Annotated in this window: 29 protein-coding genes; 15 read left to right on the top strand and 14 right to left on the bottom strand. The window is 74.9% G+C overall.

What is annotated here, in order from left to right:
• Positions 1 to 3: 3 nt before the first annotated feature.
• Both QRT04_RS05765 and QRT04_RS05760 read right to left on the bottom strand, forming a co-directional pair.
• Entirely contained in the window at positions 4 to 702 is a 699-nt protein-coding gene (locus QRT04_RS05765) for a potassium channel family protein (RefSeq protein ID WP_407653565.1), read from the bottom strand.
• Entirely contained in the window at positions 695 to 2065 is a 1371-nt protein-coding gene (locus QRT04_RS05760) for a TrkH family potassium uptake protein (RefSeq protein WP_289454181.1), read from the bottom strand. The genes QRT04_RS05765 and QRT04_RS05760 overlap by 8 nt, the downstream gene beginning before the upstream one ends.
• 126 nt (positions 2066 to 2191) lie before the next feature.
• Here QRT04_RS05760 and QRT04_RS05755 point away from each other — a divergent pair, with 126 nt between their 5' ends.
• From QRT04_RS05755 to QRT04_RS05745, 3 genes are all read left to right on the top strand, one after another.
• Positions 2192 to 3379 carry an acetoin utilization protein AcuC gene (locus tag QRT04_RS05755; RefSeq protein ID WP_289454180.1) on the top strand — a complete coding sequence of 396 codons (1188 nt, stop codon included), beginning with the start codon at positions 2192 to 2194 and terminating at the stop codon, positions 3377 to 3379.
• A gap of 153 nt (positions 3380 to 3532) precedes the next feature.
• Complete coding sequence (locus tag QRT04_RS05750) at positions 3533 to 3757, top strand: helix-turn-helix domain-containing protein (RefSeq protein ID WP_289454179.1); 225 nt, start codon at positions 3533 to 3535, stop codon at positions 3755 to 3757.
• A 163-nt stretch (positions 3758 to 3920) separates the two neighbouring features.
• On the top strand, positions 3921 to 4019 hold the full coding sequence (locus QRT04_RS05745; protein ID WP_003792170.1) for a 30S ribosomal protein bS22: 99 nt from the start codon (positions 3921 to 3923) through the stop codon (positions 4017 to 4019).
• A gap of 54 nt (positions 4020 to 4073) precedes the next feature.
• On the opposite strand, the gene QRT04_RS05740 is transcribed toward QRT04_RS05745, so the two are convergent.
• Together QRT04_RS05740 and QRT04_RS05735 are read right to left on the bottom strand one after the other, a co-directional pair.
• Entirely contained in the window at positions 4074 to 4604 is a 531-nt protein-coding gene (locus QRT04_RS05740) for a GNAT family N-acetyltransferase (protein ID WP_289454178.1), read from the bottom strand.
• Positions 4605 to 4652: 48 nt separating this feature from the next.
• Entirely contained in the window at positions 4653 to 5480 is an 828-nt protein-coding gene (locus tag QRT04_RS05735) for an HAD family hydrolase (RefSeq protein WP_289454176.1), read from the bottom strand.
• Between the two features lie 98 nt (positions 5481 to 5578).
• Here QRT04_RS05735 and QRT04_RS05730 point away from each other — a divergent pair, with 98 nt between their 5' ends.
• Positions 5579 to 5848, top strand: a complete 270-nt coding sequence (locus QRT04_RS05730) for a glutaredoxin family protein (RefSeq protein ID WP_289454175.1) — start codon at positions 5579 to 5581, stop codon at positions 5846 to 5848.
• A gap of 60 nt (positions 5849 to 5908) precedes the next feature.
• Positions 5909 to 6592 carry a redox-sensing transcriptional repressor Rex gene (locus QRT04_RS05725; RefSeq protein ID WP_289455720.1) on the top strand — a complete coding sequence of 228 codons (684 nt, stop codon included), beginning with the start codon at positions 5909 to 5911 and terminating at the stop codon, positions 6590 to 6592.
• Between the two features lie 127 nt (positions 6593 to 6719).
• Here QRT04_RS05725 and QRT04_RS05720 read toward each other — a convergent pair whose 3' ends face one another.
• Positions 6720 to 7283, bottom strand: a complete 564-nt coding sequence (locus QRT04_RS05720; protein ID WP_289454174.1) for a YceI family protein — start codon at positions 7281 to 7283, stop codon at positions 6720 to 6722.
• Between the two features lie 245 nt (positions 7284 to 7528).
• Here QRT04_RS05720 and QRT04_RS05715 point away from each other — a divergent pair, with 245 nt between their 5' ends.
• Genes QRT04_RS05715 through ccsB form a run of 6 tightly spaced genes read left to right on the top strand, consistent with a single transcriptional unit; the run spans position 7529 to position 13307 of the window.
• On the top strand, positions 7529 to 8131 hold the full coding sequence (locus QRT04_RS05715) for a MarR family winged helix-turn-helix transcriptional regulator (protein WP_289454172.1): 603 nt from the start codon (positions 7529 to 7531) through the stop codon (positions 8129 to 8131).
• 48 nt (positions 8132 to 8179) lie between these two features.
• Complete coding sequence (locus QRT04_RS05710; RefSeq protein WP_289454171.1) at positions 8180 to 8842, top strand: histidine phosphatase family protein; 663 nt, start codon at positions 8180 to 8182, stop codon at positions 8840 to 8842.
• Between the two features lies 1 nt (position 8843).
• A complete protein-coding gene (locus QRT04_RS05705) occupies positions 8844 to 9443 on the top strand; it encodes a TlpA family protein disulfide reductase (protein WP_289454170.1) in 600 nt (199 codons plus the stop codon).
• Entirely contained in the window at positions 9440 to 10267 is an 828-nt protein-coding gene (locus tag QRT04_RS05700) for a cytochrome c biogenesis CcdA family protein (protein WP_289454169.1), read from the top strand. Before QRT04_RS05705 ends, QRT04_RS05700 begins: the two co-directional genes overlap by 4 nt.
• Entirely contained in the window at positions 10267 to 12147 is a 1881-nt protein-coding gene (resB, locus tag QRT04_RS05695; protein WP_289454168.1) for a cytochrome c biogenesis protein ResB, read from the top strand. The genes QRT04_RS05700 and resB overlap by 1 nt, the downstream gene beginning before the upstream one ends.
• Positions 12144 to 13307 (top strand): c-type cytochrome biogenesis protein CcsB, encoded by a 1164-nt coding sequence (gene ccsB, locus QRT04_RS05690; RefSeq protein ID WP_289454167.1) that lies wholly within the window; start codon positions 12144 to 12146, stop codon positions 13305 to 13307. Before resB ends, ccsB begins: the two co-directional genes overlap by 4 nt.
• A 42-nt stretch (positions 13308 to 13349) precedes the next feature.
• Here the strand turns inward: ccsB and QRT04_RS05685 are convergent, their stop codons facing one another.
• Positions 13350 to 14177, bottom strand: a complete 828-nt coding sequence (locus QRT04_RS05685) for a nucleotidyltransferase domain-containing protein (RefSeq protein ID WP_289454166.1) — start codon at positions 14175 to 14177, stop codon at positions 13350 to 13352.
• A 49-nt stretch (positions 14178 to 14226) separates the two neighbouring features.
• A complete protein-coding gene (locus QRT04_RS05680) occupies positions 14227 to 14568 on the bottom strand; it encodes a PLDc N-terminal domain-containing protein (protein WP_289454165.1) in 342 nt (113 codons plus the stop codon).
• 109 nt (positions 14569 to 14677) lie between these two features.
• Between QRT04_RS05680 and QRT04_RS05675 the strand changes: the two genes are divergently transcribed.
• Positions 14678 to 15112: a DUF4229 domain-containing protein gene (locus QRT04_RS05675; RefSeq protein ID WP_289454163.1), complete on the top strand. Its 435-nt coding sequence runs from the start codon at positions 14678 to 14680 to the stop codon at positions 15110 to 15112.
• A gap of 10 nt (positions 15113 to 15122) precedes the next feature.
• On the opposite strand, the gene QRT04_RS05670 is transcribed toward QRT04_RS05675, so the two are convergent.
• The 6 genes from QRT04_RS05670 to QRT04_RS05645 all read right to left on the bottom strand — a co-directional run bounded on the left by QRT04_RS05670 (position 15123) and on the right by QRT04_RS05645 (position 21610).
• Entirely contained in the window at positions 15123 to 15974 is an 852-nt protein-coding gene (locus QRT04_RS05670) for an arylamine N-acetyltransferase family protein (protein ID WP_289454162.1), read from the bottom strand.
• Between the two features lie 3 nt (positions 15975 to 15977).
• On the bottom strand, positions 15978 to 16850 hold the full coding sequence (locus QRT04_RS05665; protein WP_289454161.1) for a 1,4-dihydroxy-2-naphthoate polyprenyltransferase: 873 nt from the start codon (positions 16848 to 16850) through the stop codon (positions 15978 to 15980).
• On the bottom strand, positions 16847 to 18055 hold the full coding sequence (gene menE / locus QRT04_RS05660; RefSeq protein WP_289454160.1) for an o-succinylbenzoate--CoA ligase: 1209 nt from the start codon (positions 18053 to 18055) through the stop codon (positions 16847 to 16849). The genes QRT04_RS05665 and menE overlap by 4 nt, the downstream gene beginning before the upstream one ends.
• A gap of 362 nt (positions 18056 to 18417) precedes the next feature.
• The gene (locus QRT04_RS05655; RefSeq protein WP_289454159.1) at positions 18418 to 19356 is read right to left on the bottom strand and encodes a lysylphosphatidylglycerol synthase transmembrane domain-containing protein; all 939 of its coding nucleotides are present in this window, start codon (positions 19354 to 19356) and stop codon (positions 18418 to 18420) included.
• The gene (locus QRT04_RS05650) at positions 19353 to 20459 is read right to left on the bottom strand and encodes a glycosyltransferase (protein ID WP_289454158.1); all 1107 of its coding nucleotides are present in this window, start codon (positions 20457 to 20459) and stop codon (positions 19353 to 19355) included. The genes QRT04_RS05655 and QRT04_RS05650 overlap by 4 nt, the downstream gene beginning before the upstream one ends.
• Complete coding sequence (locus QRT04_RS05645) at positions 20456 to 21610, bottom strand: glycosyltransferase family 2 protein (RefSeq protein ID WP_289454156.1); 1155 nt, start codon at positions 21608 to 21610, stop codon at positions 20456 to 20458. Before QRT04_RS05645 ends, QRT04_RS05650 begins: the two co-directional genes overlap by 4 nt.
• Positions 21611 to 21783: 173 nt before the next feature.
• Between QRT04_RS05645 and QRT04_RS05640 the strand changes: the two genes are divergently transcribed.
• The 3 genes from QRT04_RS05640 (at position 21784) to QRT04_RS05630 (ending at position 24355) form a co-directional block, all read left to right on the top strand.
• Positions 21784 to 22869 (top strand): DUF3048 domain-containing protein, encoded by a 1086-nt coding sequence (locus tag QRT04_RS05640; RefSeq protein WP_289454155.1) that lies wholly within the window; start codon positions 21784 to 21786, stop codon positions 22867 to 22869.
• Positions 22870 to 22973: 104 nt separating this feature from the next.
• Positions 22974 to 24035, top strand: coding sequence for a DUF3048 domain-containing protein (locus tag QRT04_RS05635; RefSeq protein ID WP_289454154.1), 1062 nt, complete (start codon positions 22974 to 22976; stop codon positions 24033 to 24035).
• Between the two features lie 155 nt (positions 24036 to 24190).
• On the top strand, positions 24191 to 24355 hold the full coding sequence (locus tag QRT04_RS05630) for a hypothetical protein (RefSeq protein WP_289454153.1): 165 nt from the start codon (positions 24191 to 24193) through the stop codon (positions 24353 to 24355).
• A 36-nt stretch (positions 24356 to 24391) separates the two neighbouring features.
• On the opposite strand, the gene QRT04_RS05625 is transcribed toward QRT04_RS05630, so the two are convergent.
• A complete protein-coding gene (locus QRT04_RS05625) occupies positions 24392 to 25339 on the bottom strand; it encodes a 1,4-dihydroxy-2-naphthoyl-CoA synthase (RefSeq protein WP_289454151.1) in 948 nt (315 codons plus the stop codon).
• Between the last annotated feature and the right edge of the window lie 8 nt (positions 25340 to 25347).

Raw genomic sequence — 25347 nt, 5'->3', positions numbered from 1 at the left:
GGCTCAGGGCCGGGCCGCGAACCGCTCCAGCAGGTCGGCGTGACCCGAGACGATGACCAGGTCGTTCGCCGAGATGCGCGTGTCGGGTGTCGCGAACACGAAGTCGCGCCCCGGGCTCTTCACGCCGATCACCGTGACGCCGTAGCGGGTCCGGATCTTCGACTGCGCGATGGTGAACCCCTGCGTCTCCTTCGGCGGGCGCATCTTGACGACCGTGAACCCGTCCTCGACCTCGATGTAGTCGAGCAGCTTGCCGGAGACGAGGTGCGCGACCCGCGCACCCGCGTCGGCCTCGGGCAGCACCACGTGGTGCGCGCCGATCCGCTGGAGGATCCGCGCGTGCTCCCCGGAGATCGCCTTCGCCCAGATCTGCGGGATGCCGATGTCGACGAGGTTCCCGGTGATCAGCACCGACGCCTCGAGCGCCGAGCCGACGCCCACCACGGCCACCGGGAACTCCCGTGCCCCGAGCTGGTCGAGCGCGTCGGGGTTCGTCGCGTCGGCCTCGACGAGGGCGACGCGCCCCGACCACTGCGCCACGAGGTCGGGGTCCTTCTCGACCGCGAGCACGTCCTGCCCGAGCCGCTCGAGCGTGCCCGCGATCGAGGACCCGAACCGCCCGAGCCCGATGACGAGGGTCGCGTCGGGCTTCCGGGGCGACCGCGGGCCGCCGGCCGGGACGTCCTGCGTGCGTTCAGCCAATGATCGGCCTCTCTTCCGGGAGCCGGATGACCCGTCGACGGTTGCGCAGCGCGAGGGCCGCCGCAACCGTGATCGTGCCGGTCCGGCCGATGAACATGAGCACGACGAGCACGTACTTGGCGCCGGTGGGCAGGTGCGGCGTGATGCCGGTGGACAGGCCGCACGTGCCGAACGCCGAGATCGTCTCGAACAGCACGCGGTCGAGCCCGAGGTCCGTCATGCCGAGCAGCAGCAGCGAGCAGATCAGCACGAACGTCGCGGAGATCAACGAGACGGCGATCGCGACCTGCAGGATGTCGCGCGGGATGCGCTTGCCGAACGCCTCGACGTCCCGGTCGCCGCGTCCCTCGGCCACGATCGCGAGCAGCATGACGGCGAGCGTCGTCACCTTGATGCCGCCCGCGGTCGACGCCGAGCCGCCACCGACGAACATGAGCGAGTCCTGCACGAGCCACGTCGTCTGGTGCATCTGGCCGACGTCGACGGTCGACAGGCCGCCCGAGCGCGGCATGACGCCGGCGAACAGCGACGCGATCACGTGCCCGGACGGCGACAGCCCGCGGAACGTGTTGTTCCACTCGAGCGCCCCGATCAGCACCACGCCCGCCGCGGCGAGCGCGAGGCTCGTGGCGATCGTCAGCTTCGAGTGCAGCGACCAGCGGCGAGGCTGGCGCAGCCGCCGCGCGACGTTGAGGATCACCGGGAAGCCCAGCGACCCGATGAACACGCCGACGGTGATCGGCAGCAGCACCCACCAGTCGGACCCGTACGGCACGAGCCCCTGCTCGGTCGGCACGAAGCCGGCGTTGTTGAACGCCGAGACGGCGTAGAACACCGAGTGCCACGCGGCCGTCCCCGCGCCCTCGCCGTCGATCAGGAACCGCGGGAACAGCACCACCGCGATGGTCACCTCGAGCGCGGTCGACGCGACGATCACGGTCCGCACGAGCGAGCCGACCTCGCCGAGCCGCGTCACCTTCGTCTCGGACGAGACGAGCAGCTTCTGGGTCAGCCCCAGCCGGCGCGACACCGCGAGGCCGAGCAGCGACGCCAGCGTCATGACGCCGAGGCCGCCGACCTTGATCGCCACGAGGATCACGACGAGCCCGTACGTGGACCAGTACGTGCCGGTCGGCACGACGGTGAGCCCCGTGACGGTCGTCGCGGACGTCGCGGTGAAGAGCGTGTCCACGAACGGGGCCGAGTGGCCGCTCGTCGTGGCCCACGGTGCGGCGAGGAGCGCGGTGACCACGGCGATGACGGAGCCGAACACCCCGAGCGCCAGCCGGGCCGGGGACCGTCGGGCGACGCGGTCGACGAACTCGCGCGCCCCCCACGTCACGCCCCGGAACCCGCCCGCCATGCCACCTCCCGTCGCCGACGGGCCCACTGTGGCATGCGACCGGCCCGGTCGCCGGGCAGGTCGCGGGCTCAGGGCCGCCGCGGACACCGTTCGACACACGCCGCGCGCCGGTGCGACGGTGTCGGCATGACGGACAGGCCGGACCCGCGCGTGCACGTGGTGTGGGCGCCCGAGATGCTGAGCTACGACTTCGGCCACGGCCACCCGATGACGAGCGAGCGCCTGGACCTGACGATCCGGCTGGCGGAGTCGCTCGGCGTGCTCGACGGCGCCCGCCTCGTGGGCGCCGAGCCGGCGTCGGACGAGCTGCTGCTCACCGTGCACGACGCCGACTACGTCGCGGCCGTCCGAGCAGCGTCCGAGCGAGGGACGCCCGACCCGGCGCGCGGCCTCGGCACCGACGACGACCCGGTGTTCCCGCACATGCACGAGGCCGCTGCGCGGGTCGCGTCCGGCTCGGTCGACGCGGCGCTCGCGGTGTGGCGCGGCGAGGTCGAGCACGCGGTCAACGTCGCGGGCGGCCTGCACCACGCCATGCCGGGCGCGGCCTCGGGCTTCTGCGTCTACAACGACGCGGCGATCGCGATCCACGCGCTCCTCGACGCCGGTGCCCGGCGCGTGGCGTACGTCGACGTCGACGCGCACCACGGCGACGGCGTGCAGGCCGTGTTCTGGGACGACCCGCGGGTGCTCACGGTGTCGCTGCACGAGACGGGGCGGCACCTGTTCCCGGGCACCGGGTTCTCGAACGAGACGGGCGGCCCGCGGGCCGAGGGCTCGGCCGTCAACATCGCGCTGCCGTCGGGCACGGGCGACACGGGCTGGCTGCGGGCGATCGACGCCGTCGTGCCTGCGGTGCTGCGCGCGTTCGAGCCCGACGTCCTCGTCACGCAGCACGGCTGCGACGCGCACGCGCTCGACCCGCTCACCGACCTGCGCGTCTCGGTCGACGGGCTGCGCCTCGCGGCCGAGCGGCTGCACGGGCTCGCGCACGAGCTGGCCGGCGGGCGGTGGGTGGCGCTCGGCGGCGGGGGATACGCCGTGCTCGACGTCGTGCCCCGTGTGTGGACGCACCTCGTCGCGATCGCCGCGCACCGGCCGGTCGACCCCGCGACCCCCGTGCCCGAGTCGTGGCGCACGTTCGTGCGCGACCGGTACGGCCGCTCGGGGCCGGCGACGATGTCCGACGGCACGACGCCCGCGGTGCGCGCGTGGTCGGCGGGCTACGACCCGGGCGACGACCTCGACCGCGCGGTCCGGGCCACGCGCGCGGCGGCGTTCCCGTCGCTCGGGCTGGACCCGGAGCTGGACTGACCAGCCGCTTCGTCACCCGCGCGGCGGTCGCCCGACTGGTCGTCCCAGGAGTTCACCACTTTCACAGCAGCCCCACCCGCCACTAGGGTTTCCCCTGCATCCGTCGGGCGGGTGCGCGGGTCCGACGCGTCGCCGGACGAAGAAGGAAGAACGATGGCCGACCAGCCGGGTCGTACCCGCTACCTCACGGTGCTCGAGGTCGCGGACGTCATGCGCGTGTCGAAGATGACCGTGTACCGGCTCCTGCACGCCGGGGAGCTGCCCGCGGTCCGCGTCGGCCGCTCGTTCCGCGTCCCGCAGGACGCGCTGGACCACTACCTCGCGACGAACGTCACGGTCGCCGAGCAGCCCGAGGACCGCGGCCGCCTCTCCTCCTGACGCGGCGTCGGCGGCGACGTCGACAGGGTCCGGGCGGCGGGTGCCCGTGATCGCGTAAGGTATGTGCTCGGACTTTCCCGTGCGTGGACGATCGTGCCGCGCGCCGATCGACCACCCATGGCCCGGCCGCCGCCGGCGCCTCCCAGGAAAGCGAGTGAGACCTATGGGCTCCGTCATCAAGAAGCGCCGCAAGCGGATGGCCAAGAAGAAGCACCGCAAGCTGCTTCGCAAGACGCGTCACCAGCGTCGCAACAAGAAGTGACCCGCTCGGGCCCGGCACCTGCCGGGCCCGACGTGTTCCCGGCGCCTTCTCCGTCTACAGCGCGCGCTCGTAGACGAAGTCGTCCTCGAGCCGGCTGCCCACCACGAAGTGCTTGACGCCCACGCGCTCGAACCCGCTGCGGGCGTAGAACGCCTGGGCGCGCGCGTTGAGCTGGTTGACGCCGAGCCACATGCCGAGCGCGCCACCGGCCCGGCCGGCATCGATCGACGCCGTCATCAGCGCGTGCGACACCCCCGCGCCGTGGTGCCCGGGGTGGACGTAGCACTTGCTGAGCTCGACGGTCGGCCGGATGCGCAGCGCGGCGCGGACCTCGTCGTCGCCAGGCTCGCCGGCCACGAGCATCGTGTAGCCGACGAGCTCGTCGTCGAGCGCGGCCACGAGCACGGTGCGTGCGTCGTCGGCGAGGTAGTCGGCGAACCGCTCGGACGAGAGGTGCCGCGCGATGAACGCCTGCTGGTCGGCGGGCGTCGAGCCGGGCGGGCACGCGAGCGGGAACGTCAGCGCGGCCAGCTCCGCCAGCGCGGCGACGTCGTCGGGCTCGGCGGGGCGCACGGTGGGGGCCATGCGTCCAGTGTCGCAGCGCGGCTCCGGTGCTCCGCGGTCCCGTTGCGCTCAGACGTCCGCGGCCGGTCCGCGGTACGCGCGGCGCGCTGCTCGGGCCGCGAGGCCCAGGCCCCACGCGAGGCCGGCGGCGCTCGCCACGGACGCGCCGCGCCGCGCGGTGCGGCGCCGGTCGCGGAACTCGTGCGTCGTCCAGCCCGCGGCGCGTGCGTGCCGTCGCAGGTGCCCATCGGGGTTGATCGCGACCGGGTGGCCGACGGCCGAGAGGATCGCGACGTCGTTGGCCGAGTCGCCGTACGCGTACGACCGCCCGAGGTCGACGCCCTCGCGTGCCGCGAGCGTGCGCACCGCGTCCGCCTTGGCGCGGCCGTGCATCAGGTCGCCCACGAGGCGGCCGGTGTAGACGCCCGCGCGGTGCTCGGCGCACGTGCCGATGCAGCCGGTGGCACCGAGGCGGCGCGCCAGCAGGTCGCCGATCTCGACCGGCGAGGCCGTCACGAGCCACACCTGGTGGCCCGCCGCGACGTGCGCGTCGAGCAGCGCCTTCGTGCCGGGGTAGATGCGGTCGTGCAGCACCTCGTCGTAGACCTGCTCGGCGACCGCGGTGACGTCGTCCACCGAGTGCCCGCTGATCAGCTCGAGCGCGCGCTCGCGCAGCCGGTCGATCGCCTCGGCGTTCTCGCCCATCGTCACGTAGCGCGCGGTGTGGACCGCGAACCGGGCGATGTCGCGCGCCTTGAAGAAGCCGCGGCGATGCAGGCCGCGCGCCATGTGGAACGAGCTCGCGCCGCGGACGATCGTGTTGTCGACGTCGAAGAAGGCGGCGGTGACGGTGTCCGGCACGAGGGACACCGGGCGGGCGTCGAACGGCTCGGACATACCGCCACTGTAGGGACGGGTTCTGAGCGAGCCCTGGGCAACCATGTGAGGTCGCTGTGAGCCGGGCATGCGCACCATGGTCGCCTACCGTGGTGCGCATGACGGACCACGTGCCGCGCGTGCTGCTCTACGGCCGCGCCGGGTGCCACCTCTGCGACGACGCCCGGCTGGTCGTGGAGCAGGTGTGCGCCGAGTCGGGCGCCACGTGGACCGAGCTCGACGTCGACGACCTGGTGGACGCCGACCTGCGCGCGGACCTCTCCGAGCTGGTGCCCGTGGTCGAGGTCGACGGGGTCCGGCAGGGCTACTGGCGGATCGACGCGGCGCGCCTGCGCCGGAGTCTCGCCGCGCCCCGGGTGAGCCCCTAGCCTGTGCGGGTGCCCGGTGCGCCGGGTCCGACGGTGGGGGTCGACGTGGACACGCAGCCGATGGCAGGGAGCTCGCCCGAGCGCGAGCCCGTCGCGGCGCGCGCGAGCGCCCGGCGCGGCATCCCGCCGGCGACCGTCGCCCGCCTGCCGGGGTACCTCCGCGCGCTGCACGCGCTCGCCGCGGAGGGCGTCGTGACGACGTCGTCCGACGAGCTCGCGGACCGCGCCGGCGTCGGGTCGGCGCAGCTGCGCAAGGACCTCTCGTGGCTCGGCTCGTACGGTCGCCGCGGCGTCGGGTACGACGTCGAGCACCTGTCGTCGCAGGTCGAGGTGGCCCTGGGGCTGACGACGCAGCGGCGCGTCGTCATCGTCGGCATCGGCAACCTCGGCCACGCCCTCGCGAACTACAGCGGGTTCGCCGACCGGGGCTTCGGCGTCGTCGGGCTCGTGGACGCCGACCCGGCCGTCGTCGGCACCACCGTGGCGGGCCTCGTCGTCCGGCCGCTCGACGAGCTGCGCGCGATCGTCGCGGCGACCGACGCGTCGATCGGGCTCATCGCCACGCCCGCGGCCGCCGCGCAGGAGGTGTGCGACGCGCTGGTCGAGGCGGGCGTGGTCGGCATCCTCACGTTCGCGCCGCGGTCGCTGCGCGTCCCACCGCACGTCGACGTCCGCGCCGTCGACGTGGCGAGCGAGCTCCAGATCCTCGCGTTCCACGACCACCGCCGCGCCACCGGCGCCTGACTCCGGGGCCTGCTCGGGCGGGGGCGGGGACGACGCAGGGGCGGGACGCACACTCGTGGTGCGCGTCCCGCCCCTGCGGCGGTCGCGGGTCGTGCCCGCGCGGTCGTCCGGCCGAGCCGGCGCGGCGTCAGGCCTGCTTGATGGCCGAGACGTCGAGCGTGATGACGACCTTGTCCGAGACGAGGACGCCGCCGGCCTCGAGGGCCGCGTTCCAGGTCAGGCCGAAGTCCTTGCGCGAGATCGTCACGGACGCCTCGAAGCCCGCACGCGCGTTGCCGAACGGGTCGACGGCCGTGCCGGCGAACTCGGTCGCGAGCTCAACGTTCTGCGTCACGCCGTGGATCGTCAGGTCGCCGGCGATCACGTAGTCGCCGCCGTCCTCGCGGACCTCGGTCGAGACGAACGTCCACTGGCCGAACTTCTCGACGTCGAAGAAGTCGCCGCTCTTGAGGTGGCCGTCGCGGTTGGCGTCGCCGGTCGAGACGGTGGCGGGGTCGAGGACCACGGAGACGGACGACGACGCGAGGTCCTCGCCGACCGTGATGGTGCCCTCGGTGACCGCGACGGTGCCGCGGACCTTGGAGATGCCCGCGTGGCGGACGGTGAAGGCGGCGTCGGTGTGCGAGCCGTCGATCGCGTACGTGCCGGTGGTCAGGCCGGCGGGAAGGGCGGTGCTGGTGGTGGCGGTCATCGGATGCCTCCGGGAGTCGGTTCGTGCGGTGGGCGGTGCGGTCGGGCCGGCACTCGTCCCGAGCGCTCCGGGGAGCACTCGTTGAAGCGTCAACCACCGCGATAGTTCAAAGTTGTACTACACTCGCCGACGACACGCAACACCGCGACACTGTGCACATCAGCACACGGACACCCGGGAACCAGGCACCATCTGCGAGAGCGCAGCGCGCGCCACAGCGCCGGCCGGACGGGGGAGGAGACGTCATGACGACGACGCAGGTCGACACCGCGACCACGGCGACGGCCACCGAGCCCACGCCGCCCGGCGGGTGGCTCGACGCCGAGCAGCAGGTGCACTGGCGCGCGTTCCGCGGTGGCACCGCGCTGCTGCTCGCCGCGCTCGACCACGAGCTCGCGGTTCGCACGGGCCTGTCGTCGCACGAGTACGAGGTGCTGGTCCGCCTGTCCGAGGTGCCCGGCCGCACCATGCGGATGTCCGAGCTCGCCGACGGCGTCGCGCACTCCCGCAGCCGCCTCACGCACACGATCCGCCGCATGGAGGAGCGCGGGCTCGTCGGGCGCGCGCAGTGCGCGTCGGACGCGCGCGGCGTGAACTGCACGATGACGGAGCAGGGCTGGCGCGTGCTCGTCGAGGCGGCGCCGATCCACGTGCAGTCCGTGCGCGACCACCTCGTCGACGTGCTGACGCCTGCGCAGTTCGCCGCGCTCGGCGACGCGATGGACGCCGTGCGCACACACCTGACGACGGGCGCGTGCGCCGTGGCCGCAGAGGCGTGCGACGCGGTCGACGCCGCCGAGTCCGCGGTCGCCGGCACCGCGCCGGGTGGCGCGGGTCACGACGCGTAGCCGCCTGTTCCGTCCGGGACGCACAGGAGCGTTTGCGAGACTGGGCCCATGGTCGCGACCACGATCCACCTGCTGCGCCACGGCGAGGTGCACAACCCCGAGGGCCTGCTGTACGGGCGGCTGCCCGGGTACCGCCTCTCGGAGCGGGGCGTCGCCATGGCCGAGAGGGTCGCGACGCACCTCGCCGGCGAGGACGAGACGGGCTCGCCGCGGCGCGACGTCGTCGCCGTGATCGCCTCACCGCTGCAGCGCGCGCAGGAGACGGCGGCGCCCATCGCGGCCGCGTTCGGGCTCCCGGTCGGCACCGACGAGCGCCTGCTCGAGGCGGAGAACCACTTCCAGGGCATGAAGTTCGGCGTCGGCGACGGCTCGCTGCGCCACGTCCGCCACTGGCCCTACCTGCGCAACCCGTTCCGCCCGTCGTGGGGCGAGCCCTACCAGGAGCAGGTCGCGCGCATGCTCGCCGCGGTCGACGCGGCGCGCGTCCAGGCGGCGGGCCACGAGGCCGTGCTCGTCAGCCACCAGCTGCCGGTGTGGGTCACGCGCCTCGCGCTCGAGAACCGTCGGCTGTGGCACGACCCGCGCAAGCGGCAGTGCTCGCTCGCGTCGCTGACGAGCCTGCGGTTCGAGGACGACGCGCTCGTCGGCCTCGGCTACTCCGAGCCGGCCGCCGCGCTGCTGCCGGGCGCCGCGACCGTGGCGGGGGCCTGACGTGGGCCGTCGCGTGCTGCGCGCCGCCGCGCCGGTGCTCGTCGCCGTGCTCGCGCTCGCGGGCTGCGCGACGACCACGAGCCACAAGGCCGGCAACCCGGCGGACGTCGTCAACCAGGGCTACACGTCGGGCGACGGCTCGACCAAGACGTGGCCGGTCGGCGACCGCAAGGGCCCGGTCGCGCTGAGCGGCACCGACTTCGAGGGCACCAAGGTCGACGTCGCCGACTGGCGCGGCAAGGTCGTCGTCGTCAACACGTGGTACGCCAACTGCCCGCCGTGCCGCGCCGAGGCGCCGGACCTGGCGAAGGCGGCGACGGAGTACAAGAGCAAGGGCGTCGAGTTCGTCGGCGTCAACGGCACCGACGCCCAGGGGGCCGCGCAGGCGTTCCAGAGCCGGTTCGCGATCCCGTACCCGTCGATCGCCGACACGAGCGGGGCGGCGATCGCGGCCCTGCAGGGGACCGTGCCCGTGAACGCCGTGCCGACCACCGTGTTCCTCGACAAGCAGGGCGACGTCGCGGCGCGCATCCTCGGGCTCGCCGACCCGTCGACCGTGAGCTCGATCCTCGACGGCCTCGTGGGCGAGGCCGCGCAGTGACGGGCGGCGCGGCGCTCGCGGACGTCGGGAACGCCTTCGGCTCGACGGCGGCCTCCGGGTCGCTGCTGCTGGCCGTCCCCGTCGCGCTCCTCGCGGGCGTCGTGAGCTTCGCGTCGCCGTGCGTGCTGCCGCTCGTCCCGGGCTACCTCGGGTTCCTCGGCGGCATGACGGGCGCCGCCGGGAGCCGGTCGGGCCGCGGCCGCGGCGGCGGCACGGCGGTCGCGACGCGTGACCCCGCGCGGGTGCGCGTCCTGCTCGGCGTCGGGCTGTTCGTGCTCGGGTTCACCGCCGTGTTCGTGGCGTACGGCGTGCTCGCGGGGTCGATCGGCGGCGCGCTGGTCGAGCACCAGGACGTGATCGAGCGCGTGCTCGGCGTGGTCGTGATCCTGATGGGCCTCGCGTTCCTCGGCTTCGTCCCGTTCCTGCAGCGCGAGAAGCGCCTGCACCTCGCACCGCGCGCCGGCCTGTGGGGCGCGCCTCTGCTCGGCGTCACGTTCGGGCTCGGCTGGACGCCGTGCATCGGCCCGACGCTCGCGGCTATCCTCACGCTGTCGCTCGACGGCGGCTCGGCCGGCCGGGGCGCGCTCCTCGCGGTCGTGTTCTGCCTCGGGCTCGGGCTGCCGTTCCTGCTCGTCGCGCTCGGCGTCGAGTCGTCCGCGCGGATGATGGCGTTCCTGCGGCGGCACCGGCTCGCGATCATGCGGCTCGGCGGGGCGCTGCTCGTCGTGCTCGGCCTCGCGCTCGTCACCGGCGTGTGGGGCGACTGGGCGGCCTGGCTGCAGCAGCTCCTGACGGGCTCCGACTCGTTCCGGCCGGTGGTCTGATGGCGCGCTACCGCCCCGAGGGGCTCCAGGACGCGTTCGCGGAGACCGATCGGACGTCGGCCGCGCAGACCGAGACCGTTCCGCCCGCGGACGCCACGGCGGCACCGTCCGAGCCGCTCGCGCCGTCCGCCCCGGTCGCCGTCCCGGCGATCGGGTTCGTGGGCTGGCTCCGCTGGGCGTGGCGGCAGCTCACGAGCATGCGGGTCGCGCTGCTCCTGCTCATGCTGCTCGCGGTCGCTGCCGTGCCCGGCGCGGTGCTGCCGCAGCGCGCGCAGGACCCCGCGAAGGTCGCCACCTACCTGTCGAACCACCCGACCTCCGGCCCGTGGCTCGACCGGCTGCAGATGTTCAACGTCTACTCGTCGTTCTGGTTCTCGGCGATCTACCTGCTGCTGTTCGTCTCGCTGGTGGGCTGCATCCTGCCGCGGACGAAGGTGCACCTCGGCGGCGTCCGCGGTCGGCCGCCGCGCACGCCGCGCCGCCTCGACCGCTTCCCGGCGCAGGGCGGCGGCACGTCGACCGAGCCGCCCGAGCAGGTCGCGACCGCCGCCGCGGCGCACCTGCGGCGCGGGTGGGCCTGGCTGCCGTTCGTGCGGACCTACCGGGTCGACGTGCACGACGAGGGCGCGGGCACCTGGTCCGTCTCGGCCGAGCGCGGCTACCTGCGCGAGACGGGCAACCTGCTGTTCCACCTGGCGCTCGTCGGGCTGCTCGTGTCGATCGCGAGCGGCCAGATGCTGCACTACCGCGGCCAGGCGATCGTCGTGCAGGGCCACGGCTTCGCGAACGCCGTCACCGAGTACGACACGTTCGAGCAGGGCACGCTCTTCCGCGCGAGCACGCTCGTGCCGTTCACGCTCTCGCTCGACGGCCTCGACTCGCGGTTCGACTCGACGACGCTCGAGGCCCGGGACTTCACGGCCCACGTCACGCTGACGAACCCGGGCGCGCGGCCCGAGCAGAAGACGATCAAGGTCAACCACCCGCTCGACGCCGGCGGCGCGCACGTCTACCTGCAGGGCAACGGGTACGCGCCGCAGATCGACGTCACGGACGCGTCGGGCAAGCTCGCGTTCAGCGGCTCGGTGCCGTTCCTGCCGCAGGACAACGTCTACACGTCCAAGGGCGTCGTCAAGGTCCCCGACGTCAGCGGCACGCAGGACCAGGTCGGGCTCGTCGGCTTCCTGCTGCCGACCGCGCAGAAGCTGCCCATCGGGGCGTACCGGTCGATCGACCCGCAGCCCAAGGACCCGCTGCTCGTGCTCTCGGTGTGGCACGGCAACCTCGGCCTCGACACCGGCGTGCCGCAGAACGTGTACGAGCTCGACGAGGCGCGCATGAAGCAGTCGGTCGACGCCTCCGGGCAGCCCGTCACGCTCTACCTCAAGCCCGGCCAGACGGTGCAGCTGCCCGACGGGCTCGGTGCCGTGACGTTCCACGGGCTCGACCGGTACGCCGCTCTCGACCTGCGCCACGACCCGACGCTCGGCTGGGTGCTCGTCTTCGCGATCTGCGCGCTGGCAGGGCTCGCCGCGTCGCTGTTCGCGCCGCGCCGTCGGCTGTTCGTCCGCGCGGTGCCCGGCGCCGACGGCGGCCCTACAGTGGTCACCGCGGCCGGGCTGGCGCGCGGCGACGACGTCGGGCTCCAGGGGGAGCTCGACCGCACGCTCGAGGCGGTGCTCGGTCAGGGGCCCGCAGCGGGACCGCCACCCGCGGCCCCACCGGCCGCCGGACGGCAGACCCCCCAGCCGGCCGCGCGACCGGCCCCGGCGCGCGCGCCACGACCGGTCGCACGCCCGGGCGCCCGCACCGCCGCACGGCGTGACGGACGGCCCGACGCAGCACCCGACGCACGACCCCGACCAGGAGAGCGCACATGAGCACCGGGAACCTCAGCACCCTGCTCGTCTGGGCAGCCGCGACGGCCTTCACGATCGCGCTGGTCGCGTACGCCGTGGACCTCGCCCGCATCGCCGACCGTGCCGGCCGTCGGTCCGCCGTCGCGGCGGCCGGACGCGCGCAGGTCGCCGATGACGCCGCCGTCGCGGACGACAGGGCGGACGTCGAGGCGCAGGACCGGGTCGCGGTCGGTGCCGGGGTCGGCGCGAGCGCTGCCGGTGCCGCGTCCGGCGGGGCGCGCGTCGCGGCGGACGTCGGCGCACGGCCGGGCTCGCCGACCACGTCGGCGATCGCCGGCTCGTCCGCACAGGCCGCCGCGGGTCGCTCGGCGAAGGCCGAGGGCATCGCACGCTCGACCACGTACCTCGGCATCGCGCTGCTGCTCGCCGGCATCGTGCTGCGCGGTGTCGCGGCCGGCCGGTGGCCGACGGCGAACATGTACGAGTTCACGCTGGTCGGCGTCTTCGTCGCGACAACCGCGCTCGCGATCGTGCAGCGCCGCCGCGTCATCGCGTTCCTCGGCGTCGTGGTCATGGCGTTCGCGGTGCTCGCGCTCGTGTTGGCGCTCAACAAGCTGTACGTCCAGGCGGAGGCGACGCAGCCCGCGCTGAAGAGCTACTGGCTCGTCATCCACGTCGGCGTCGCGATCACGGCGACCGGCATCTTCACGGTGGGCTTCGCCGCCGCGGTGCTGCAGGTGATGCGCGACGCGCGCGAGACGGGCCGCTCGCACCTCGTGACGCCGTGGCGCTCGGTCGACGGGCTGCGCCGCGCGCTGACCGGGTGGCGCATCACGGGCCGCCGGTTCGGCTGGCTCGACCAGGTCCCGACGGCGCGCGACCTCGAGGCTCTCTCGTTCCGGCTCAACGCGGTCGGCTTCGTGCTCTGGACGTTCACGCTCATCGCCGGCTCGATCTGGGCCGAGCACGCGTGGGGCCGGTACTGGGGCTGGGACCCCAAGGAGATCGGCACGTTCGTCGCGTGGGTCGTCTACGCCGCGTACCTGCACGCGCGCACGACCCGCGGCTGGACGGGCCGCAAGGCGGCGTACTTCGTCTACGTCGGCTACGCGGTCGTGCTGATGAACTTCACGGTCATCAACCTGGTCGTCACGGGCAAGCACAGCTACTCGGGCATCTGACCCGGCGCGTGCCCGGGGTCGCGCGGCCGCGCGGCGGGGGCGTCAGAGGTCGTCGACCGGCGGGGGACCGGCGCGCCACGACAGCTCGGTGTCGCGCACGAAGTACGCGCCCCACGTGCGGTCGGCCGCGGCCTCGTCGATGCCGTAGTGCGCGAGCAGCCCGCTGACGAGCGCCTCGACGCGCGCCGGCGTCGGGTCGCCGTACAGCGCCGCGATGTCGTCCATCAGCGCGGCCGGCCGGTTCGGCGCGCCGGCGGTGACGCGGACCGCCCACTTGTGGAACGGGTACAGCATCGCGTTCTCGACGAGCACCAGCCGGCACGCGAACAGGACGACCCGGTTCAGCGAGATCCCCTGCAGGTACGGGTCGCCCTTCTGGAACCCCTGGTCGTGGTACCAGCGCCACGCGAGCAGCTGCGCGACGAAGCGCTCCCGCCGCTCGGCGACGCGCTCGGCGGGGTAGCGGACCACGCGCGCGAGGAGGTCGGCGAGCTCGGGGTCGCGCGTGAACACGATGCGGGCGTTGTCGTAGCCCCAGCGGGTCGCGTCGCCGGCGCGGTCCGCCACGTCGCGGAGGAACTCGAGCGACACGTACTTCCCGTCGACGTACCCGCCCTCGTACGTCGCGAGGTCGTGCGAGAGGAACGTCAACGACGTCGACGCCTCGCGCCGCGCGAACTCCTCCTCGGTGACGACGATGACGATGTCGACGTCGGAGCCCTCGATCGCGAACCCGTGCGCGAGCGAGCCGCCGAGCAGCAGGGCCACGACGTCGGGCTGCGCCTCGAGGTGCTCGGCGGTGCGGCGGATGGTCTCCACGTGGTGCGGCCAGAGCTGGAGCCCGGCGAGCGCGTCCTCGAGCGTCGTCATGGCGCACAACCTACGGCCCGCGACGGGTCGGGCCGGCCGAACGCGCGCGTCAGGCGGCCGAGCCGCCCTCGTTCGCGCCGCCCTGGCGGCGGAACCGCTCGAGGCTGCGCAGGAACTCGGGATCGTCGTCCGGGGCGACGGGGCGCGGAGCAGGGCCGGCGTCGCCCGACCGGCGGGGTCGCACGCGCGGCACGTTCTGCGCGCGGCCCGAACGCTGCGCGGCGCTGACCACGAGCCACGCGATGCTGCCGAAGAACGGCAGCAGCACCACGAGCAGCACCCAGAGGAACGACGGGACGCCGAGCCGCTCGTCCTTGTCGCTGCGCAGCACGTCGACGATGCAGTACACGACGAGACCGACCAGGAGCAGCGTCGCGACGACCCGGATCATGCGGCCAGCGTAAGCCGGGCCGCGCAGAGCCGCCGGGCGAGCGCCGGGCGCCTGCGCGGCGGCGTCCCGCGCTTTCGGGACGCACGGCCGCGGCGCCTACCCTGTGGCCGTGCGTCTCGCGGTCTACTCCCTCCTCCGGCTCGGTCTGTTCGCCGTCTGCCTCGGCGTCCTCTACCTGGTGGGCATGCGCTCGTTCCTGCTGGTGGTCGTCGCGGCCCTCGTGGCGTGGGGCCTGTCGTACGTGCTGCTGGGCCGGTGGCGTGACGCCGCCGCGAGCCAGCTCGCGGAGGCCGCCGAGCGGCGCAAGGCGCTCGGCGGCAGGGCCGAGCTGACGGGCAAGGCGCGCGAGCAGGCGGACCTCGAGGACGCCGCCGACGAGGCCGCGCGGGCGTCGGACGTCGCGGACGCGGCACCCGGCGCCGAGGACGCGTCCGGCACCGCCCCGGCGGCGGGCACGCCCGACGCCGACGCGCCCGAGCCCGGCACCGAGACGACGACGCGGCCGAACGGCACGGCGGGCCGCGCCCCCGGCGACGAGCTCTGACCCGCCGGCCTCAGGCGTCGCGCGGCGGGAGCGCCACCAGCACCGCGATCTCGTCCGGCGTGAGCAGGAGCCCGAGCTCGGCGAGCAGCCCGCCCAGCTCCTCCGGTGCGACGACCCGGTGCTCGGGCGGCGCGTCGGGCGTCAGGACGGTGTACCGGTTCCCGACGAGGAGCCGCGCCCGCTCGTCGTCCTTGCGCTGGACCACGACCTGGCCGACGAAGCGCGAGTGCGGGCTCGTCGACGTCACGTGGTTCGCGTGCTCGACGTCGACGGGGAAGGTCTGCTCGTCAGGCACGGTGTAGTGCGTCGACCACGAGCCCTCGTGCGACCGCTCCTGCAGCCGCCAGCCGCCGTCGAGCCCCAGCACCGTCCGGAACGCCCAGCCGCCCTGCTCCGTCACGAGGCCGTCGACGAGCGGGACGGGCTCGAGCAGCCCCGAGCCGAACCCCGTGTCCGCGAGCCAGGCCCGGCCGTCGAGCTCGACGAGCGTCACGAGGTGCGACCGCCCGCGGGCCACGACCTCGGGGTCGCCGATCCGGGCGAGCCGGCGCGTCACGGCGAAGCCGAGCGCCGACAGCGCCGCCGAGAGCAGCAGGCCGTGCTCGTAGCAGTACCCGCCGCGGCGTGCGACGACCAGCTTCGCCTGGACGTCGGGCAGCGCGACGCTCACGCCGCGGCCGAGCAGCACGTCGAGGTTCTCGAAGGGGACGGTCAGCGCGTGCGCGCGGTGCACGTGCGTCAGCGCCGCGAGGTCGGGCGCCGACGGCCGCTGCGCCCCGATCCGCGCGAGGTACGCGTCGAGGTCGAGCGCCGCGACGTCCCAGGCCGCCCCGTCGCTGCCCGCCACGTCCCTGGCCGCCACGGGTCAGCCCAGCGCCAGGCCGAGGCCCAGCAGGAAGCCGAACGCGAGCTCGAGCAGCCCGGTCGTCGCGAGCACCGGCACCAGGGCGCGGCCGCGCGCCCCGAGCTGCACGATCACCGCGAGGATCACGGCGGGCAGCAGCAGGATCGTGACGAGCAGCGACCAGATCGCCTCGACCGCGCACGCCATGCCGAGTGCGATGGGCGCCACGACGAGGAACCCGTACAGCCGCCGCGCGCGCTGCTCGCCGAGCCGCACCGCGAGCGTGCGCTTGCCGGCGAGCGCGTCGGTGGGCACGTCACGCAGGTTGTTCACCATGAGCAGCGCGCACGCGAGCAGCCCGACGGCCACGGCGCCGACCCACGCCGTCCACGGCAGCTCGCCGGCCTGCGTGTAGGTCGTGCCGAGCACGGCGACGAGCCCGAAGAACACGAACACGCCCACCTCGCCCAGCCCGCGGTACCCGTACGGGTTCCGGCCGCCCGTGTAGTACCAGGCGGCGAGGATGCACAGCGCGCCGACCGCGAGCAGCCAGTACTGCCCGGACAGGACGACGAGCCAGAGACCGAGGAGCCCGGCGACGCCGAACGCCGCGAACGCGGCCGCCTTGACCTGGCCCGGGCGGGCGGCGCCGCTGGCCGTCAGCCGCATCGGCCCGACCCGGTCGACGTCGGTGCCCCGGATGCCGTCGGAGTAGTCGTTCGCGAAGTTGACGCCGACCTGCAACGCGAGCGCCACGCCCAGAGCGAGGAGCGCGCGGCCGAGCTGCGCGCCGCCCACCTGCGCCGCTGCGCCCGTGCCGACGAGCACCGGCGCCGCGGCGGCCGGCAGCGTGCGGGGGCGGGCGCCCGCCATCCACTCCGAAGGGGTCGTCACGCGGGGCTCCTCTCGGGGCCGGCCGCCGGCGGGGCGCCGACGCGTCGGTCGTTCGTCACGCTGCTGTCCGTCGCTGCCGCCGCCAACGCGGCGACGGCGCGTCGGTCGATCTTGCCCGGTCCGCGCAGCGGCAGGGAGTCGACGACCACCAGGCGGCGCGGCGCGTGCGCCGTACCGAGGCGCTCCGCGACGACCGCGCGCACCGCGTCGAGGTCGGGCGCCGCCGACCCGGCTCGGGGGACGACGACGCCCACCACGAGCTGGCCCCACTCGTCGTCCGGCACCCCGACCACGCACGCCTCGGCGACCCCGGGCAGCGCGGCGAGCAGCGCTTCGACGGTCGCGGGCGCGACGTTCGTGGCGCCGGTGAGGATGACGTCATCGGCGCGGCCGAGCACCGTGAGGACACCGCCGTCGAGCCGCCCGAGGTCGTTCGTGACGAGGTGCCTGACCCCGTGCACCTGCGCGAACGCGGTCGCATCGAGGTCGGGGCGGCCGAGGTAGCCGGTCGCGAGCACGGGCCCGGCGAGCAGGATCCGACCGTCCGCGTCGAGCCGGGGGACCACGCCGTCGAGCGGGACGCCGTCGTAGACGCACCCGCCGCAGGTCTCGGACATGCCGTACGTCGTGACGACCGGGACGCCGGCCGCGCGCGCCCGGACCAGCAGGTCGGGCGCGGACGCCGCCCCACCGACGAGCACCGCGTCGAGGCCGCGCAGCGCGTCGGTCGCGGCCGCGTCGTCGAGCAGCCGGACGAGCTGCGTCGGCACGAGCGACGTGTAGCGCGGGCCGTCGTGCGTCAGCGCTGCCACCGCGGCCGTGAAGGTGGGCGCGCGGAACGGTCCGTCGGGCAGGACGACGGGCGTCGTCCCGGCGAGCACCGACCGGACGAGCACCTGGGCACCCGCCACGTGCTCGGCGGGGAGAGCGAGCAGCCACCGGCCGGCCCCGGCGAGCCGTCGCTCGGTCGCGGTGCCCGACGCGCGCAGCGCGTCCGCGGCGAGCACGACCTCGCGCGGCTCGCCCGTCGACCCGGACGTCCGCACCACGAGCGCGGTCCCGTCGGGGACGTCGCGGTCGCTGCCCGCCGCGTGGGTGTGGGGTCCTACCGGGGACACCGCCGGCCCGGACCCGTCGAGCGCCGCCTCGAGCGCCGGGAGCAGCAGGTCGGCACGCGCGGGCACGTCACGCAGCGTCCGGCTCACCCGCCCAGCCTAGGCGGCAGCCCCGGGCCCCCCGAAGCGGAAAGGGGTCCCGACGGCGAGACCGCGCAACGGGGCGAGATCGCGCAACGGGGGCCAGATCGCTCCGTCGGAGCGTGCGATCGCGCGCTCCGATAACGCGATCCCGCAACCGGGCGAGATCCCGCAACCGGGCGAGATCGCGCAACCGGGCGAGATCGCGCAATCGGGGCCAGATCGCTCCGTCGGAGCGTGCGATCGCGCGCTCCGGTTGCGCGATCCCGCTCGTTGATCACCCCGAGCGGTCGCCCGGCGTCGCGGATCACCCGAGCGGTCGCCCGGCGTCGCGGACCACCCGAGCGGTCGCGCGGCGCCTGCCGGCCGCGTCAGCGCTCGGCCCGCTCGGCCCGCACGGTCCCGCGGCGGAGTGTCGCCAGCCCGGCGAGCCCCGCCGCGACGTCGACCACCGTCATCGCGATGCGGCTCAGCAGCACCACCGTGATCACCGACCCGCGGTCGAGCTGCCCCGCGAGCACCGCGCCGAGCACCACCTCGCGCGCCCCGAGGCCGGCCGGCGCGACGACGACGAGGAAGCCGACGACCCACGCCAGCGCGTACCCGCCGACGCACAGGGCGAACGTGCGCGCGCTCGCGGGCATCCCGACAGCCGTCGCGAGGACGAACACCTGGGCCCCCGCCGCGAGCCACGCGACGAGCGACCAGCCGACCGCCACGCCCGTCCCGCGGGTCGTGAGCGGGTGCTCGAGCGGCTCGCGCCGGGCGACGCGCAGCGCCCACGCCAGCAGCCGGTTCAGCACCGCCGGGACGAGCAGCGCCACGAGCAGCGGCACGAGCGCGACGACCCATGCGTACGAGTGGCGGGCGGTCGGCGCGAGGCCCACGGCGACCAGCGCGACGACGCCGCCGGTCACGAGCGAGACGAGCACCGCCACCGCCATCGCGGACGCCGAGCGGCGGCGCGGGATCCGGTGCCCCGCGCCCAGCTCGGCCGCCGCGACCACGTTCCACACCCCGCCGGGCACGTACTTGCCGAGCTGGCTGACGACGAAGAGCGGCGACGCGTCCCGCAGCGGCAGCGGCGACCCGAGGTCGGCGAGCACGGCGCGCCACGACAGGAGCGTGCCGCCGACGTAGAGCGCGCTGAGCGCGACGGCCGCCACGACGGTCCACGCGTCGATGCGTCCGAGCGCCGCGACGACGTCGTCCCAGGACCGCGCGACCGCGACGACCGCGAGCGCCAGCGCCACCACGAGGAACGCGACGCGCACGGGCGTCGAGCGCAGCGCGGCGAGCACCCGGCTCACGCGAGCGCCTCGCGGAGCCGCACGTCGAGCGCGCGCGTGACCGCCTGCGCGGTGAACTGCTCCGCGGCGCGGACGGCCGCGACGCGGAGGTCGGCGACGCGGGCCGGGTCCGCGGCGAGGCCGCGCAGGGTCTCGGCGAGCGCCGCCGCGTCACCGGGCGGCACGAGGACCGCGCCGTCGCCGAGCACGCGCCGCTGCGGCGGGGTGTCGCTCGTCACGACCGCGCAGCCCGCGGCGGCGCCCTGGAAAGCCTTGTTCGGCACGACGCGCAGCGCCTTCGGCCCGGTGCCGAACACGCCGAGGCACACGTCGTGCGCCGCGACGAGCGTGGGCAGCTCGGCCGGCTCGACCCACGGCAGCCGGCGCACGCGCGGCACGCCGGCGAGCGCCTCCGCGACGGCCGCGGAGTCCTGGCCGTCCCCGACGACGGTCGCGTCGACCGCGCCGCCCAGCTCGCGCAGCGCGCGGGCCACGACCGGTGCCCCCTGCAGCGGCGTCATGAGCCCGAAGAAGACGACCGACAGCCGCGGGGAGGCAGGGCGGCCCGGCTCGGCGGCCGCGAACCACTCACCGGACGCCCCGACCGGGACCACGACGACGCGCGCGCGCAGCGCGTCGGGCACGAGCGCCGCGTGCTCGTCGGTGTCGACCACCACGACGTCCGCCGACCGCAGCGCGGCCCGGTCGAGCGCGCCGAGCAGCCGTCCGCGCACGCCGCGGACCCCGCGGTCGGCGGCCGTGTCCGCGGCGAACACCAGGTGGTCGAGCACGACCGTGGTGCGCGGGAAGAGGGCGCGCGCGAGCAGCACGTCGAAGTGGCCGAGGTAGCCGACGAGCACGACGTCCGGCCGCCGGTCGCCGCGCAGCCGCACGGCCCGGGCCGTCAGCGCCGCCCAGGCCCGCGCGAGCCGGAGCCCGAGCAGTGGCAGGCGCCACGGCCGACGGAGCATCGCGACCCGGTCCGCGGTCGTGAGCCCGAGCGGCACGTCGCACTCCGCGACGCGGTACCCGCGCGCCGCGAGCCCGTCGAGCAGGACGCGGACGCGGGGATGGCGGTCAGCCTCGTACGTGCCGAACCCCAGCACGCGCGGGGGAGGCGTCATCGGCGGTCGGGCGCCGGCGCCGGCCCGGCGGGTGCGCGCGGCGCCGGTGGGACCTCCGACCGCTCGCCCGCTCGCTCCGTCGCCGTGCCGCCCGCTCGCTCCGCCGCCCCCGCGTCGCCCGCTCGCTCCGCCGCCCCCGCGTCGCCCGCGCGGACCGCGTCGTCCGTGCGCTCCCCGGCCACCACGCGGTGCCCCGCCGCGTCTCGCGCGGGCCCGTACTGCAGCTCCTTGATCCGCTCGAGCTGCTCCTCGAGCAGCGCGCGGTTGGTCCGCAGCAGGTCGCTGATCACGCCGAGCGCCACCGAGAGCAGCGCGCCGACCAGCAGCACGGTGCCGAACACGAGCGACTGGATGTTCCCGGCGGTGTCGCCGCCCGTCACCCACTTGCCGAGGAACCGCACGAACGGCACGAGGCCCAGCACACCGCAGACGACGGCGAGCGTCGCGAAGACGAACCGCGGCTTGTACATCAGGTAGCTGCGCACGATCGCGGACGCCGACTTGAACATGTGGTGCCAGATGTTGCGGAACAGCCGCGACTCGCGCGTCTTGGCGTTCGTCGTGACCGGCACGCTCGTGATCCGCAGGCGCTTGTGACCCGCCTGGATGATCGTCTCCATGCAGTACGAGAACTCGGTGACGACGTTGAGCCGCAGCAGCGCGGCGCGCGAGTAGGCACGGAACCCGCTCGCGGCGTCGGGCAGCTCGGTGTCGGCGGCGATGCTGACGACCCGGCTGCCGACGCGCTGCATCAGCCGCTTGAACGGCGAGAAGTGCGCGATCGTGCGCGTCTGCCGGTCGCCGACGACGATGTCGGCCGTGCCGTCGAGGATCGGCCGCACCAGGTCGCCGATCCGCTCCTGCGGGTACTGGTTGTCGCCGTCGGTGTTCACGACGACGTCCGCCCCGTGTCGCAGCGCGTAGTCGACGCCGTCCCGGAACGAGCGCGCGAGCCCCATGGTCCGGGTGTGCCGCAGCACGTGCGTGACGCCGTGGGCGCGCGCGACCTCCACGGTGCGGTCGGTCGACCCGTCGTCGACGACGAGCACCTCGACCGCGCCCACGCCCGGGATCTCCCGCGGGATGCCTGCGAGGACGAGCGCCAGCGTCGCCTCCTCGTCGAGGCACGGGATCTGGACGAAGACCAGCACGGGCTCACCTCCGGGTTCCCACGGGCTGCGGCTACGTTAGCGGCCGCCGGCCCCGCACCGGACGCGGGACCGGCACGCGGTCCCAGCGGCCGGGCCTCCCGCCGCCGCACGGGCGCGACCCGTACAGTGGCGCGCGCTCCGGTCGTCGCGGAGCCCGTCCGAAGGAGCCGTCCGTGACCCCGCACGCGACCCGTCGTCGCCGCAGCCTCCTCGTCACGCTGGCCGGCGGCACCGTCCTGGCGCTCGCGGCCTGCAGCGGGGGTGGCGGCCCCACCACGCCGCCGGGCCCGCCCGTGACGCAGGCGGCGCAGGTGCAGCCGGCCAAGGTGTCGCCGCCCACGCCGGTCGTGCAGCCGCGCTGGCCGCTGACGGGGGTCGTCGCCACCGACCCGGCGGACCGCCCCGCGCTCGCCGTCAAGATCGAGAACTCGCTCGACGCCCGCCCGCAGACCGGCCTCGACCAGGCCGACCTCGTCTGGGAGGAGGTCGTGGAGGGCGGCATCACGCGCTACGCGGCGGTCTTCCAGTCGAAGGTGCCTGCGGAGGTCGGGCCGGTGCGGTCGGTGCGACCGATGGACCCGTTGATCGCCGGCCCGCTCCAGGGCCTCATCGCCTTCTCGGGCGGCCAGCCGCGGTTCGTCGCGATGGTCCGGTCCTCGCCGCTGCAGACGTTCATCAACGACGCGGGCAGCCCCGGCTTCTACCGGAAGTCGGGCGTCGGGCCGGCGCCGCACAACCTGTACGGCAAGCCGTCGGTCTGGTTCGCGCACGCCGACGGCAAGCACAGCGACCCGCCGCCGCAGCAGTTCGCGTTCGCGCGGACGGCCGACCAGGCGACGGCGGTCACCGACGGCACGGCCGCGAGGAAGATCGCCGTGGTGATGTCGGGCTACTCGCACCCGACGTGGACGTGGGACGCCCGGTCGTCGACGTGGCTGCGGTCGGAGTTCACCACGCCGGCCGTCGTGCGCTCCGGCAAGCGGCTCGCCGCGACCAACGTCGTGACCCTCAATGTCAGGCTCGTCGACTCGGGCGCGGTCGACCCCGCCGGCAACCCCGTGCCCGCCACGGTCCTGTCCGGCTCGGGCCGCGGCACGCTGTCGACCGGCGGCCGGACGATCGGCGTGAAGTGGTCGAAGGCCTCGGACGACGAGCCGGTGGTGCTGACGACCGACGACGGGCAGCCCGCGACGCTCGCGCCCGGCAACACCTGGGTGGAGCTGGTCCCGTCCGCGTCGGGTTCGGTGAAGGCGCGCTGAGGGGCTCGCCGGCCGTGCGACCCTGGTCCGCACGCGTCGGCGCGCACAGTTCTGCCGGCGGCGCACCACGCGCCGCCGGGCTCGGGGCACGGAGGGGTGTCGGCATGGACAAGCGGTGGATCGCGGCCGTCGCGGCGACGGGGCTCCTGGCCCTCGCGGCGTGCAGCGCGGGCGGCACCACCCCGCCCCCGACGGGCGCCCCGGTGACGGTCGGCCCGAGCGTCGCACCCACCAAAGCGGGCGCGCCCACGCCCGACGTCCCGGTGACGTGGCCGCTCACGGGCGTCGCCACCAGCAAGGTCGCGGACCGCCCGGTGATCACGGTCAAGATCGAGAACACCGCGATGGCGCGCCCGCAGACCGGCCTCGAGAGCGCCGACATCGTGTGGGAGGAGATCGTCGACTTCGGCGTGCCGCGGCTCGCGGCCATGTTCCAGTCGAAGACCCCGAAGGAGGTCGGGCCGATCCGCTCGGTGCGGCCCATGGACCCCGCGATCTCCGCGCCCACGCACGGCCTGCTCGCGTTCTCGGGCGGCCAGGCGGGGATCGTCGCGCAGGTGCAGCGGTCGGGCGAGCAGCTGTTCAGCAACGACGCGGGCGCACCGGGCATGTACCGCACGCACGACCGCGCCGCGCCGCACAACGTGTACGGCTCGCCCGCGACGTGGTGGAAGCACGCCGACGCCGCCCACAGCAAGCCGCCGCAGCCGCAGTTCCTGTTCGCCCGGACCGCCGCGCAGTCCGCCGCCGTGGCCGGGGGCACGGCCGCGACGCACCTCGCCTTCCACCTGACACCGCTCTCGCAGCCGCGCTGGACGTGGGACGCCGAGCACGACAAGTGGCTGCGATCGGAGGGCAAGGTCGCATCCTACTCGCGGTCCGGCAAGCGCCTCGCGGCGACGAACGTCGTCTCGATCGTCGCGAACCACCCGAACACGAGGTTCAAGGCGCAGGGCGGTGCGCCGGTCCCGACGTACGACCTCGTCGGCTCGGGCACGGGCATGATCGCGACGGGCGGCCGCACGATCCCGGTGACGTGGAAGAAGACCTCGCTGGACGCGCCGATGCGGCTGTTCCTCGCCGACGGCTCGCCCGCGCTGCTCGCGCCGGGGAACACGTGGGTCGAGCTCGTGCCGAAGGGGACGTCGTCGGTCAGCGTCGGCTGACGGTGGCCGCGGTCGCCGCCGGACGTCGGGGCGTGCCCGACCTCCGGGGTCGTCCTGCGGGCTGACGCGGGTCAACCCTGGGGTGCACCGACGTCCGGTCGTGACGAGACCGGTGGCCGACGCGGTCGGCGCCGCCCGCGCGCGAGCGTGGACGCATGGCCACCACCTCGCCGCTCGGCTCGCAGGACGTTCCCGACCGCCGCGCCTCGCGCGTCGCGGTGGTCGCCTCCGCGCTCGTGCTGGGCGTGCTCGTGATCGGCGGGTCCGTCGCGCTCGGCGCGCTGATCGAAGCCGTCACGCGCATGTTCACCCCGCGCTGAGGCGCCTCGGCCGCCCTGAGACCGGCCGGACGAGGCTCAGTACGCGTACGGGAAGCCGGACCAGTCCGGGTCGCGCCGCTGCAGGAACGCGTCGCGTCCCTCGACGGCCTCGTCCGTCATGTACGCGAGCCGCGTCGCCTCGCCCGCGAACACCTGCTGGCCCGCGAGCCCGTCGTCCGCGAGGTTGAAGGCGAACTTCAGCATGCGGATCGCCTGCGGGGACTTGGTCGCGACGATCCGCGCGTACTCGAGGCCGGCCTCCTCGAGCTGGTCGTGCGCGACGACGTCGTTGACCGCGCCCCACGCGAGCGCCTGCTCGGCGGAGTACTCGCGCGCGAGGAAGAAGATCTCGCGCGCCCGCTTCTGCCCGACCTGCCGCGCCAGGAGCGCCGAGCCGTAGCCGCCGTCGAACGACCCGACGTTCGCGTCCGTCTGCATGAAGCGCGCGTGCTCACGGCTCGCGATGGTGAGGTCCGCGACGACGTGCAGGCTGTGCCCGCCGCCCGCGGCCCAGCCGTTGACGAGTGCGACGACGACCTTCGGCATCGTCCGGATCAGGCGCTGCACCTCGAGGATGTGCAGGCGGCCCGCGCGCGCCGGGTCGATGCCCTCGGCGGTCTCGCCCTCGGCGTAGCGGTAGCCGTCACGGCCGCGGATCCGCTGGTCGCCGCCGCTGCAGAACGCCCACACGCCGTCCTTCGGGCTCGGTCCGTTGCCGGTGAGCAGCACGGTGCCGACGGTCGACGTGGTCCGCGCGTGCTCGAGGACGCGGGAGAGCTCGTCGACGGTGTGCGGGCGGAAGGCGTTGCGGACGTCGGGGCGGTCGAACGCGACCCGGACCACCGGGAGGTCGCGCGGCTCGTGGCCCGAGCGGTCGACGCCGCGGTGGTACGTGAGGTCCGTCAGGTCGTCGAAGCCGTCGACGGTGCGCCACCGCGCCGGGTCGAACGTGTCGGACACCTTCCGCGGCAGCTCGCTCGTCACGACCTCCA

The sequence above is a fragment of the Cellulomonas alba genome (genome assembly GCF_030362835.1).
GTDB classification, from domain to species: domain Bacteria; phylum Actinomycetota; class Actinomycetes; order Actinomycetales; family Cellulomonadaceae; genus Cellulomonas; species Cellulomonas alba.
Note: the sequence above shows the minus strand (reverse complement) of the source record. Positions and strands in the feature narration are given on the sequence as shown.

What these genes read in the sequence shown, in the direction of transcription:
- QRT04_RS05715 (WP_289454172.1), top strand. Translation starts at nt 7,529, where the DNA reads ATGACGACGACGCAGGTCGACACCGCGACCACGGCGACGGCCACCGAG.
- QRT04_RS05725 (WP_289455720.1), top strand. Translation starts at nt 5,909, where the DNA reads ATGGCAGGGAGCTCGCCCGAGCGCGAGCCCGTCGCGGCGCGCGCGAGC.
- QRT04_RS05685 (WP_289454166.1), bottom strand. Translation starts at nt 14,177, where the DNA reads ATGACGACGCTCGAGGACGCGCTCGCCGGGCTCCAGCTCTGGCCGCAC.
- QRT04_RS05750 (WP_289454179.1), top strand. Translation starts at nt 3,533, where the DNA reads ATGGCCGACCAGCCGGGTCGTACCCGCTACCTCACGGTGCTCGAGGTC.
- QRT04_RS05635 (WP_289454154.1), top strand. Translation starts at nt 22,974, where the DNA reads ATGGACAAGCGGTGGATCGCGGCCGTCGCGGCGACGGGGCTCCTGGCC.
- ccsB (WP_289454167.1), top strand. Translation starts at nt 12,144, where the DNA reads ATGAGCACCGGGAACCTCAGCACCCTGCTCGTCTGGGCAGCCGCGACG.
- QRT04_RS05680 (WP_289454165.1), bottom strand. Translation starts at nt 14,568, where the DNA reads ATGATCCGGGTCGTCGCGACGCTGCTCCTGGTCGGTCTCGTCGTGTAC.
- QRT04_RS05720 (WP_289454174.1), bottom strand. Translation starts at nt 7,283, where the DNA reads ATGACCGCCACCACCAGCACCGCCCTTCCCGCCGGCCTGACCACCGGC.
- QRT04_RS05755 (WP_289454180.1), top strand. Translation starts at nt 2,192, where the DNA reads ATGACGGACAGGCCGGACCCGCGCGTGCACGTGGTGTGGGCGCCCGAG.
- QRT04_RS05740 (WP_289454178.1), bottom strand. Translation starts at nt 4,604, where the DNA reads ATGGCCCCCACCGTGCGCCCCGCCGAGCCCGACGACGTCGCCGCGCTG.
- QRT04_RS05630 (WP_289454153.1), top strand. Translation starts at nt 24,191, where the DNA reads ATGGCCACCACCTCGCCGCTCGGCTCGCAGGACGTTCCCGACCGCCGC.
- QRT04_RS05710 (WP_289454171.1), top strand. Translation starts at nt 8,180, where the DNA reads ATGGTCGCGACCACGATCCACCTGCTGCGCCACGGCGAGGTGCACAAC.
- resB (WP_289454168.1), top strand. Translation starts at nt 10,267, where the DNA reads ATGGCGCGCTACCGCCCCGAGGGGCTCCAGGACGCGTTCGCGGAGACC.
- QRT04_RS05730 (WP_289454175.1), top strand. Translation starts at nt 5,579, where the DNA reads ATGACGGACCACGTGCCGCGCGTGCTGCTCTACGGCCGCGCCGGGTGC.
- QRT04_RS05650 (WP_289454158.1), bottom strand. Translation starts at nt 20,459, where the DNA reads ATGACGCCTCCCCCGCGCGTGCTGGGGTTCGGCACGTACGAGGCTGAC.
- QRT04_RS05745 (WP_003792170.1), top strand. Translation starts at nt 3,921, where the DNA reads ATGGGCTCCGTCATCAAGAAGCGCCGCAAGCGGATGGCCAAGAAGAAG.
- QRT04_RS05760 (WP_289454181.1), bottom strand. Translation starts at nt 2,065, where the DNA reads ATGGCGGGCGGGTTCCGGGGCGTGACGTGGGGGGCGCGCGAGTTCGTC.
- QRT04_RS05735 (WP_289454176.1), bottom strand. Translation starts at nt 5,480, where the DNA reads ATGTCCGAGCCGTTCGACGCCCGCCCGGTGTCCCTCGTGCCGGACACC.